At 71.9% G+C, this 9,124-nt stretch carries 12 protein-coding genes; 10 read left to right on the forward strand and 2 right to left on the reverse strand.

What is annotated here, in order from left to right; genetic code table 11:
- Positions 1-451, forward strand: a 451-nt coding sequence (locus tag ACWCSD_RS40235; RefSeq protein WP_449922743.1) for an ATP-binding protein, incomplete at its 5' end; no start/stop codon positions are given.
- Positions 452-461: 10 nt separating this feature from the next.
- Positions 462-1,601, forward strand: a complete 1,140-nt coding sequence (locus ACWCSD_RS40240) for a low temperature requirement protein A (protein WP_449922745.1) — start codon at positions 462-464, stop codon at positions 1,599-1,601.
- Here ACWCSD_RS40240 and ACWCSD_RS40245 read toward each other — a convergent pair.
- Positions 1,598-1,849: an aldo/keto reductase gene (locus ACWCSD_RS40245; RefSeq protein ID WP_449922747.1), complete on the reverse strand. Its 252-nt coding sequence runs from the start codon at positions 1,847-1,849 to the stop codon at positions 1,598-1,600. The genes ACWCSD_RS40240 and ACWCSD_RS40245 overlap by 4 nt on opposite strands.
- A gap of 52 nt (positions 1,850-1,901) precedes the next feature.
- Complete coding sequence (locus ACWCSD_RS40250; protein ID WP_358287935.1) at positions 1,902-2,252, reverse strand: MerR family transcriptional regulator; 351 nt, start codon at positions 2,250-2,252, stop codon at positions 1,902-1,904.
- A 216-nt stretch (positions 2,253-2,468) separates the two neighbouring features.
- Here ACWCSD_RS40250 and ACWCSD_RS40255 point away from each other — a divergent pair, with 216 nt between their 5' ends.
- The 8 genes from ACWCSD_RS40255 to ACWCSD_RS40290 form a co-directional block, all read left to right on the forward strand.
- Positions 2,469-3,086 carry a DUF998 domain-containing protein gene (locus ACWCSD_RS40255; protein WP_352327172.1) on the forward strand — a complete coding sequence of 206 codons (618 nt, stop codon included), beginning with the start codon at positions 2,469-2,471 and terminating at the stop codon, positions 3,084-3,086.
- Between the two features lie 110 nt (positions 3,087-3,196).
- Positions 3,197-3,655, forward strand: coding sequence for a universal stress protein (locus tag ACWCSD_RS40260; protein WP_352327171.1), 459 nt, complete (start codon positions 3,197-3,199; stop codon positions 3,653-3,655).
- A 96-nt stretch (positions 3,656-3,751) separates the two neighbouring features.
- A complete protein-coding gene (locus tag ACWCSD_RS40265) occupies positions 3,752-4,999 on the forward strand; it encodes an APC family permease (RefSeq protein ID WP_449922750.1) in 1,248 nt (415 codons plus the stop codon).
- 92 nt (positions 5,000-5,091) lie between these two features.
- The gene (locus ACWCSD_RS40270) at positions 5,092-5,595 is read left to right on the forward strand and encodes a TrmH family RNA methyltransferase (RefSeq protein WP_449922752.1); all 504 of its coding nucleotides are present in this window, start codon (positions 5,092-5,094) and stop codon (positions 5,593-5,595) included.
- 136 nt (positions 5,596-5,731) lie between these two features.
- Positions 5,732-7,129 (forward strand): methionine--tRNA ligase, encoded by a 1,398-nt coding sequence (locus tag ACWCSD_RS40275; RefSeq protein WP_449922754.1) that lies wholly within the window; start codon positions 5,732-5,734, stop codon positions 7,127-7,129.
- Positions 7,130-7,238: 109 nt separating this feature from the next.
- Positions 7,239-8,216, forward strand: coding sequence for a phosphotriesterase family protein (locus ACWCSD_RS40280; RefSeq protein ID WP_358287923.1), 978 nt, complete (start codon positions 7,239-7,241; stop codon positions 8,214-8,216).
- 50 nt (positions 8,217-8,266) lie between these two features.
- On the forward strand, positions 8,267-8,653 hold the full coding sequence (locus tag ACWCSD_RS40285) for an STAS domain-containing protein (protein WP_358287921.1): 387 nt from the start codon (positions 8,267-8,269) through the stop codon (positions 8,651-8,653).
- A 10-nt stretch (positions 8,654-8,663) separates the two neighbouring features.
- Positions 8,664-9,124: sigma-70 family RNA polymerase sigma factor (locus ACWCSD_RS40290; protein ID WP_449922756.1), on the forward strand; the 461-nt coding region annotated here is incomplete at its 3' end.

Here is a 9,124-nt window from a genome sequence, read left to right on the forward strand (position 1 = left end):
CAGCCCCGGCTACGCGCCCGACGAGGTCGTCGCCCGGCACAACCAGCCGCTCCCCGAGCCGGCCGCGTGCGTCTCGCTGCGCTTCGACCACACCAACCTGGCCTCGGCCCGCATCCTGGCGGCCGGCCAGGCCGAGGCGGCGGGCTTCGGGGACGACCGGCTCGACGACATCCGGCTCGTGGTGGCCGAACTCGGCGCCAACAGCCTCGACTACGGCGGCGGCGCCGGCCTGATCAGGGTCTGGATCGAGGACGCGCGGCTGGTCTGCGAGGTCGCCGACGGCGGTCACATCACCGATCCGCTGGCCGGGCGCCTGCCCGTCGAGGCGCGCCGCTCCGGCTCGCGCGGCCTGCTCATCGTCAACCTGCTCGCCGACCTCGTACGCGTCCACAGCCGCCCCGGCGCGACCGCGGTCCGGGCCTACTTCGACCTGCCGGCCTCCCTGGTGTAGACATCGGAGGATGATCCGGCTACGACCCATGCGGGCGCGCGACGCGGGCGAGTCCCACCGCGTCGCCACCAACCTGGAACTCTTCTTCGACCTGTGCTTCGTCGTCGCGGTCTCGTTCGCCGGCTCCCAGCTCCACCACGCGCTCAGCGAAGGCCACCTGGCCCAGGGCGTCCTCGGCTACCTGACGACGTTCTTCGCCATCTGGTGGGCGTGGATGAACTACACCTGGTTCGCCTCCGCCTACGACAACGACGACTGGCTGTTCCGGCTGACCACGCTGGCCCAGATGGCGGGCGTGCTGGTGCTGGCCGCCGGGGTGCCCAGGGCGTTCCAGGAGCACGACTTCCGCGTGGTCTACGCCGGATACGTCATCATGCGCCTGGCCATGGCCGCCCACTGGCTGCGGGCCGCCTGCGGCGACCGTCCGGGGCGGCGGACAGCCGTGCGGTACGCCGCCGGCATCTGCGTCGCGCAGGTCGGCTGGATCCCGCTGCTGGTCGTGCCGGGGGAGTGGTACCTGGCGGCGTTCGCGCTCGGCGTGCTGCTGGAGCTCGCGGTGCCCGTGTGGGCCGAGCGGGGCAGCCCGACCGCCTGGCACCCGCACCACATCGCCGAGCGGTACGGCCTGTTCACGATCATCATGATGGGTGAGAACGTGCTGGCCGCCACGGTCGCCTTCCAGGCCGAGGCGCGCACCGCCGGCCTGCTGCCCGAGCTGATCGTGCTGGCCCTGGGCGCGCTGGTGATCGCCTTCGCCATGTGGTGGCTCTACTTCGACCCGCCGACCGCCGAGATCCTCGACTCCACCAGGCGCGCCCTCCTCTGGGGGTACGGCCACTACGCGATCTTCGCGGCGGTCGGGGCGTTCAGCGCCGGGGTCGAGGTGAGCATCGACCACGCGTCGGGCGCGTCCCACCTGTCCGCCACGGGCGCGGCGCTGGCCGTGTCGGTGCCCGTCGCGGTGTTCCTGTCGATGCTCTGGCTGCTGCACGTGCGGCCCCACCGCTACGGGGCCGCCGACAGCGCGGCCTTCCTGGGCGCGGCCGTGCTCGTGCTGCTGTCGGCGCTGACGCCGGCGCCGATCCCGCTGACGGCGCTCGTCCTGGTCGCGCTGGTGGTCGTGACCGGCGCGACCAGGCGCGCGGCCTAGCGCTCGACCTCCGACATGTTCGGGTAGCGGGCGCCCCGGACGGCGTCCGCGGGCACCGCCCTGGCCAGGGCGTCGAGCTGCTCGGCGGTCAGCGCGACGTCGGCCGCGGCGGCGTTCTCCTCCAGGTACGCCAGGCGTTTCGTGCCGGGGATCGGCACCACGTCGTCGCCCTGGGCCAGCAGCCAGGCCAGCGCGAGCTGGGCTCTTTCTCGTCGCCTTGGCCGTAGAACTCCGGCATGCCCATGCAACCCAGGCCGAGGGCCGACACCCGCGGGCCACCGGTCCCCAGAACGCGCGTCTTCACATCCGCTCCCGATAGTTGTCGATCTTGAGGTCGAGGACGTCCATGTCCGCGCTCAGCTCGGCGATCCTGGCCCGGACGCGCTCCCGGTGCAGCTCCAGCATGGCCAGCCGCTCGGCGGAGGTGTGCTCGCCCATCCGGCGCAGCTCCGCGTAGCGGCACATGTCGGCGATGGGCATGCCGGTGGTCCGCAGCTTGGTGAGGAAGTCCAGCCAGCGGAGATCCGCCTCCGCGTAGTCGCGATGCCCGCTGACGTTGCGACCGACCGAGTGGATGAGCCCGATGCGCTCGTAGTAGCGCAAGGTGTGGGCGCTGAGACCCGAACGCTGGGCGGCCTCTTGGATCGTCATGTATCCAGAGTCACCCTTCGAGTGCACTCCAAGTCAAATCGAGGGTGCCGCCGACTGCACCCACCCTGAGGAGGCAGACCCTACCCAGGGTCGTCTTCCCGCAGGTCACGGGCTCGTCCCCGGAGTTTGCCGACCAAGGTATTAGGGGACGGATCAGGGCCCGCTGGGGGCTCATCTCCGATGCCGGTCAAGGTCGCCTTACGCGAGCTTTAAGGCATGAGGGGATTGCTTGTCAGCGGATTCACGGCCATCGGCACCGGAGCCGGCGCGATGCTCACCTTGCACGCCGAGGCGGGCCTCGACCCGTTGCACAGCGTCATCAGCGAGTACGCCTTCCAGGCGTCCGGATGGCTGCTGCCGGCCTCGCTGACGCTGTTCGCCGTGGGGTCCGGGCTGATCGCCGAGGCGCTGCGCCGCTCGGGCGCCAACCGCTGGGTCGTCGCGCTGCTGGTGGCGTGGGGGGCGAGCATGTTCCTGATCGGGGCCTTCCCGACCGACCGTCCCGGGGTGCCGCTCTCGTTGTCCGGAGGCATCCACCGCTACGCCGCCTTCGCCGCCTTCCTGGTGATGCCCGCCGCGGGTTTCCTGCTGGCCAAGGCCAGGATCCGGTACGCCAGAGCGATGCGCGTGCTGAGCGGCGTGGCCCTCGGGGCGCTGTTGCTGGTCGTGGTCCCGTACGTGGTGCGCATGTTCGGCATCCCGCTGAGCAACGACGACATCCCGGCGGGCCTGACCCAGCGTGTGGTGGTCGTGACCGAGATCGGCGTGCTGGCGCTGGCGGGCCTGTCGATGCTCAGGCCGGCGGCCCGGCGGGTGTCGGCCGTGCTGGCGTGACGCCTGGCCGGTTCGCGAGGGGCGGGATGATCTTCCCGTCCCTTTTCGCGTGAGAACGGTCCGCTCCTGGAAAGAGGAAGGGCTCTGACCTCGCCCAAGGAGCTGTGAAGATGACCATTTTGATCGCCTACGACGGTTCGGACGACTCCAAGGCCGCCATCGAGTTCGCCGGACGGGCCGTGCAGGACAGGTCCGCCGTCGTGCTGACCGTCTGGGAGCGGCTGGCGATGACCTCCGCCCGCGCCTCCGCCGGGCTCATGATGACCCTCGACAACACCGCGGCCGAGGACGAGGCGATCGGCCAGGCGATGACCGAGCTGGCCGGGCACGGCGCCGAACTGGCCCGCGAGGCCGGCCTCGACGCGACGCCGCGGTGCGACCTGGACTCGGTGGCGGTGTGGTCGACCATCGTGGACGTCGCCGACGAGATCGACGCCACCCTCATCGTCACCGGCACGCGGGGACTGGGCGGCGTGCGATCGCTGCTGCTCGGCAGCACCTCGGACCGCGTCCTGCACCACGCCCGGCGTCCCGTGCTGGTGGTCCCGGGCCCCGAGGCGACCTCCTGACGGACCCGGCGGCGAGGATGTCGGTGGCGTGCGGCAGAGTGGGGCCCTCGGGATCTCCTGACCGGTGACCCGATCAAGGTCAGTGGAGGGGGCGGCATGGCCGAGGGCCTGGCGCGGCGGCTGGGCACCGGCGACGCGGTCGTCGTCGGGCTGAGCGCGATGATCGGCGCGGGCGTGTTCGCCGCCTTCGCCCCGGCCGCCGCCGCGGCGGGCGGCTCACTGCTCGTCGCCCTCGCGATCGCCGCCGTCGTGGCCTACTGCAACGCCACCTCCTCGGCCCGCCTGGCCGCCCTCCATCCCGAGTCCGGCGGCACCTACGTCTACGGCCGGCGGCGGCTCGGCCCGCTGTGGGGCTACCTGGCGGGCTGGGGCTTCACCGTCGGCAAGACGGCCTCGTGCGCCGCGATGGCCCTCACCTTCGGCTCGTACGTCGCCCCCGGCGCGGCCCGGCCGCTGGCCGTCGCGGCGGTCGTCGCGCTCACGCTGCTCAACCTGTTCGGCGTCCAGCGTTCGGCCGCGGTCACCCGGGTGATCGTCGTGCTCGTGCTCGCCGTGCTGGCCGCGGTGATCGTCGCCGGGCTGGCGGGGGAGCGGCCGCCCGGAATGCCGGGCGCGGGGCTGCCCGGCGCGGGCCCGTGGGGCGTGCTCCAGGGAGCCGGGCTGCTGTTCTTCGCGTTCGCCGGATACGCCAGGATCGCCACGCTGGGGGAGGAGGTGCGCGATCCGGCCCGTTCCATCCCGCGGGCGATCGGCATCGCCCTCGGCGTCACGCTCGTCGTCTACACGCTGGTGGCGGTGGCCGCCCTGCGCACGCTCGGGGCGTCCGGGCTGGCCGGGTCCGCGGCGCCGCTGGCCGACGTCGTGCGCCGGGCGGGGGCGGAGTGGCTGGTGCCGGTCGTGGGGGCGGGGGCGGCGGTGGCCTCGCTCGGGGCGCTGCTCGCGCTGCTGCTCGGCGTCTCCCGTACCGTGCTCGCGATGGCCAGGGAGCGTGACCTGCCGGGTGTGCTGGCCGCGGTCGACCCGGAGCACCGGGTCCCGCGCCGGGCCGAGGCGGCGGTCGGGGCCGCGGTGGTCGTGCTGCTGCTGGTGGCCGACCTGCGCGGCGCGATCGGGTTCTCCTCGTTCGGGGTGCTGGTCTACTACGCGATCGCCAACGCCTGCGCGCTGACCCTCTCGCGGGCCGAGGGCGCGCCGGTCAAGGCCGTGCCGGTGCTCGGGCTGGTGTTGTGCCTGGTGCTGGCGTTCACGCTGCCGGTCGCCTCCGTGCTCGCGGGGGTGGCCGTCTTCGCCGTGGGGCTGGCCGTCTGGGCCGTACGCCGTCGCGCGAGCGGCTCGCGGGCGTAAACTGGGCGTGATTCCTCTCGACGATGGCCCGGGCGTGCCGACGAAAGCGCCCTTCCCGTGAACGTTCGCGTAAGGACCCTCCCCCCGGCCGCATGAGCGGCATCCGGGTGCGCACCCGCAGAGAGCTCCGGGCCCAGCGGCGGCGCAGGCGGCCCCGATGCCTCGGCCATCTCACCGTCGCCCCTCTGTGGCCCATGCACGGCGTCAACCTCGGCACCCTGCTGCGCACCTGCGACGCGGCCGGCGCGTGCCTGGCCGTGCCCCGCCTGCCCTGGGTCCCCGAGGCGCTGGCCAGGGGGAACACCCTCCGGGCCGGAGCATGCGTCCACTGGGTCGATCCGCTGCCCTGGCTGGCCTCCCGGCGCGACCGCGTGCTGGGCGTCGAGCTGGCCGAGAACGCCATCAGGCTGGCCGACCTGCCCATGGCCCGCGAGCCGACCGTCGTGGTGCTCGGCCACGAGGCCACCGGCATCCCCGGCGAGGCGCTCGACCTGCTCGACGCCGTGGTCGAGATCCCGATGATCGGCACCGGGGCCAGCCTCAACGTGGCGGTGGCCGGGTCGCTGGTGCTCTACAAGCTGGCCGGGCTGGCCTGACGCCGGGTACGATGGCGAGCATGACGATCAGCACGGTGATGATGGCCCCGTAGGGGGTTTCACCGACGACGTCCTGTTGAGGCCCTGCGACCCGGGGCCTCTCGTCGTGTCGGGGCCCCTTTCCGGGAGGCGACCGATGTACATCACGACGACCATCCCCTACGTCAACGCCCGCCCGCACCTCGGGCACGCGCTGGAGCTCGTCCAGGCGGACGTGCTGGCCAGGCACCACCGGCGGCGCGGCGAACCCGTGCGGTTCCAGACCGGGACCGACGACAACTCGCTGAAGAACGTGCTGGCCGCCGAGGCCGAAGGGCTGCCGGTACGGGAGTTCGTGGACCGCAACGCGGCCGCGTTCGAAGGACTGCGCGAACCGCTCGACCTGTCCTTCGACGCGTTCGTCAGGACGAGCAGCCACCCCGCCCACCGCGCCGGGGTCGAACGCATCTGGAAGGCCGTCGAAGGCGACCTCTACCAGCGGCACTACGAGGGGCTCTACTGCGTCGGCTGCGAGCAGTTCTACCCCGAGGGACCCTGCGCGGAAGGTCACGAGGCGCCCCTGCAGGCGGTCTCGGAGCGCAACTGGTTCTTCCGGCTCTCCCGCTACCAGGACGCCCTGCTCGACCTCATCCGCGGCGGCGGCCTGCGCATCGAGCCGGCCGCCCGGCGCAATGAGGTGCTGGCGTTCGTCGAGGCGGGGCTGGCCGACATCAGCGTCTCGCGGTCGGCGGCGCGCGCCCGCGGCTGGGGCATCCCCGTGCCGGGGGATCCCACCCAGGTCGTGTACGTGTGGTGGGACGCCCTCGCCAACTACGTCACCGCCCTGGAGGGCGCGGACCACGAGCGCTGGTGGGTGCGCGAGCCGGACAAGGTGCACCTGGTCGGGAAGGGGGTGATCCGGTTCCACGCCGTCTACTGGCCGGCGATGCTGCTGGCCGCCGGCGAGCCGCTGCCGTCGCAGATCTTCGTGCACGACTACCTCACGGTGAACGGCCGCAAGATCAGCAAGTCGTCCGGGACGGCCGTCGACCCGGTGGCCCTGGTGGACGCGTACGGCGTGGACGCGGTGCGGTGGTGGCTGCTGCGCGAGGTGCCGCGCGTGGGCGACGCCGACTTCACCGAGGGACGCCTGATCGCAAGGGCCGACGAGGACCTGGCCAACGGCGTGGGCAACCTGGTCAACCGGGTGGCCACGATGGTCCACCGGTTCCTGGACGGCAACGTGCCGGAGGTGCGCGAGGAGCTCGGGCCGGGCGACGTGCACGGCGCGCTGCGGGACTTCGACTTCCGCCGGGCCGCCGGAGCGGTGTGGCGGCTGGTGGAGGAGGCGAACAGGTACGTCGAACGCGTCCGTCCGTGGCAGCAGGCCGCCGGCGAGCGGGAGGCGTCGCTGGGCGTGCTGGTGGGGGCGTGCCGGACGCTGGCCGTCCAGCTGGAGCCGTTCCTGCCGACGGCGGCGGCGCGGGTGGCGGCGGCGGTGTCGGGGGAGCGGCTGCCGAGGCCGGAGCCACTCTTCCCGCGCCTGACCCGGTGAATCCCGACATGTGCCGACGCGCCGATCGGGCTTCGCCGTGGACGGTTGACGGTGCGGCAGGGGCGGCCTACGTTGGGCGCACTTACTGACCAGTTGGTATGGAGGTCCCATGCCCACCGTCGAGACCGTCCGGGGCCCGATCGACGTCGAACGGCTCGGCCAGACGCTGATGCACGAGCACGTGTTCGTCGTGGCCGCCGAGCACGTGGACAACTACGGCCAGGGCGCCTGGTGGGACGAGGAGTTCCGGGTCGCCGACGCCGTCGCCAAGCTCGGCGCGGTGGCGGCCAAGGGCGTGCGGACGATCGTCGACCCGACGGTGTGGGGCCTCGGCCGCCACATCCCGCGCATCCAGCGGGTGGCCGCCGAGGTGCCCGGACTCAACATCGTCGTCGCCACCGGCCTGTACGCCTTCGAGGAGCTGCCCCACCAGTACGAGCACCGCGGCCCCGGCCTGTTCCTCGACATGCCCGACCCGATGATCGACGACTTCGTCCGCGACCTCACCGAGGGCATCGCCGACACCGGGGTGAAGGCCGCGCTGCTGAAATGCGTGGTGGAGCACAAGGGGCTGACGCCCGGCGTCGAGCGCATCTGCCGGGCCGTCGCGCGGGCCCACGTGCTGACCGGGGCGCCGATCACCGTGCACACGAACGCCTTCACCCAGAGCGGGCTGCTCGCGCTGGACCTGTTCGCCAAGGAAGGGGTGAACCTGGAGAAAGTGGTCGTCGGGCACGCGGGCGACAGCAACGACCTCGACTACCTGATGCGCCTGGCCGACACCGGCGCGACGCTGGGCATGGACCGGTTCGGTCTCGACGTCTACAACCCGACCGAGCAGCGCGTGGCCACGATCGCGGCCCTGTGCCGGCGCGGATACGCCGACCGCATGGTCCTCAGCCACGACACGGCCTGTTTCATGGACTACTTCGGCGGCGCATGGGACGAGGCCAGAAACACGCTCGCGCCGAACTGGCGCTACGATCACATTCACGATGACGTTCTGGCCGCACTGCTCGGCTCTGGTGTCACCGATGACCAGATCGAACAGATGCTGGTGTTCAACCCGAGACGCTACTTCTCGTAAAGTGGTCGAGAAGTAGACAAGTGGGAAACAACGCGGGTAGGTGGAGCTGGGTGACTTCGGAGCAGGCTTTGTCGATCAGCCTCGGACTCCAGGGCCCCTGCGTCATCGCACGCCTGACCGGGGATTTCGACTTCGGGTCCGCGGCCGAGGTGCGCGACCGGGTCACCAAGGCGCTCGACCTCACCCAGCCGCCGCTCCTGGTCATCGACATGCAGGCCGTCAGCGTCTGCGACTCCTCCGGCCTGTCCGTGCTGGTCTACCTGCACAAGGCCGTCACCGCCTCCGGCGGCAAGCTGCTGCTGTCCGGTCTGAACGGCCGGTGCAAGCACCTGTTCGCGATCACCGCGCTGGACAAGTTCTTCGACATCCGCAGCACGGCCGAGCTGGCCATCGCCGAACTCAACGAAACCGGGAATTCGCCGCCGTTCACCGGGTAGTTGCCGGTGCATGTCGGCCGCAGAGCCCGACCTGTTCGGCATGTACCTGGAGCAGATCGGAAAGAACCCCCTGCTCTCCGCCGCGGACGAAGTCGACCTCGCCCGGCGGATCGAGGCAGGACTGTACGCGGGCCACCTGATCGAGCGCGGCGCCGCGACCCCGGAGCTCGAAGCCGTCGTCCGCGACGGGCGGCGGGCCAAGGACAAGCTGATCAGGTCCAACCTCCGCCTGGTCGTCGCCGCCGCCAGGCGGTACGCCTTCCGCGGGCTGCCGCTGCTCGACGTCATCCAGGAGGGCAACCTCGGGCTGATCAGGGCCGTGGAGAAGTTCGACTACACCCGCGGGTACAAGTTCTCGACGTACGGGATGTGGTGGATCCGTCAGGCCATCGAACGCGGCATCCACGACAAGAGCCGCACCGTACGGCTGCCCATCCACGTGTCAGAGGACCTGTCGCGGCTGCTCAGGGC

Source organism: Nonomuraea sp. NPDC001684, from assembly GCF_053596515.1.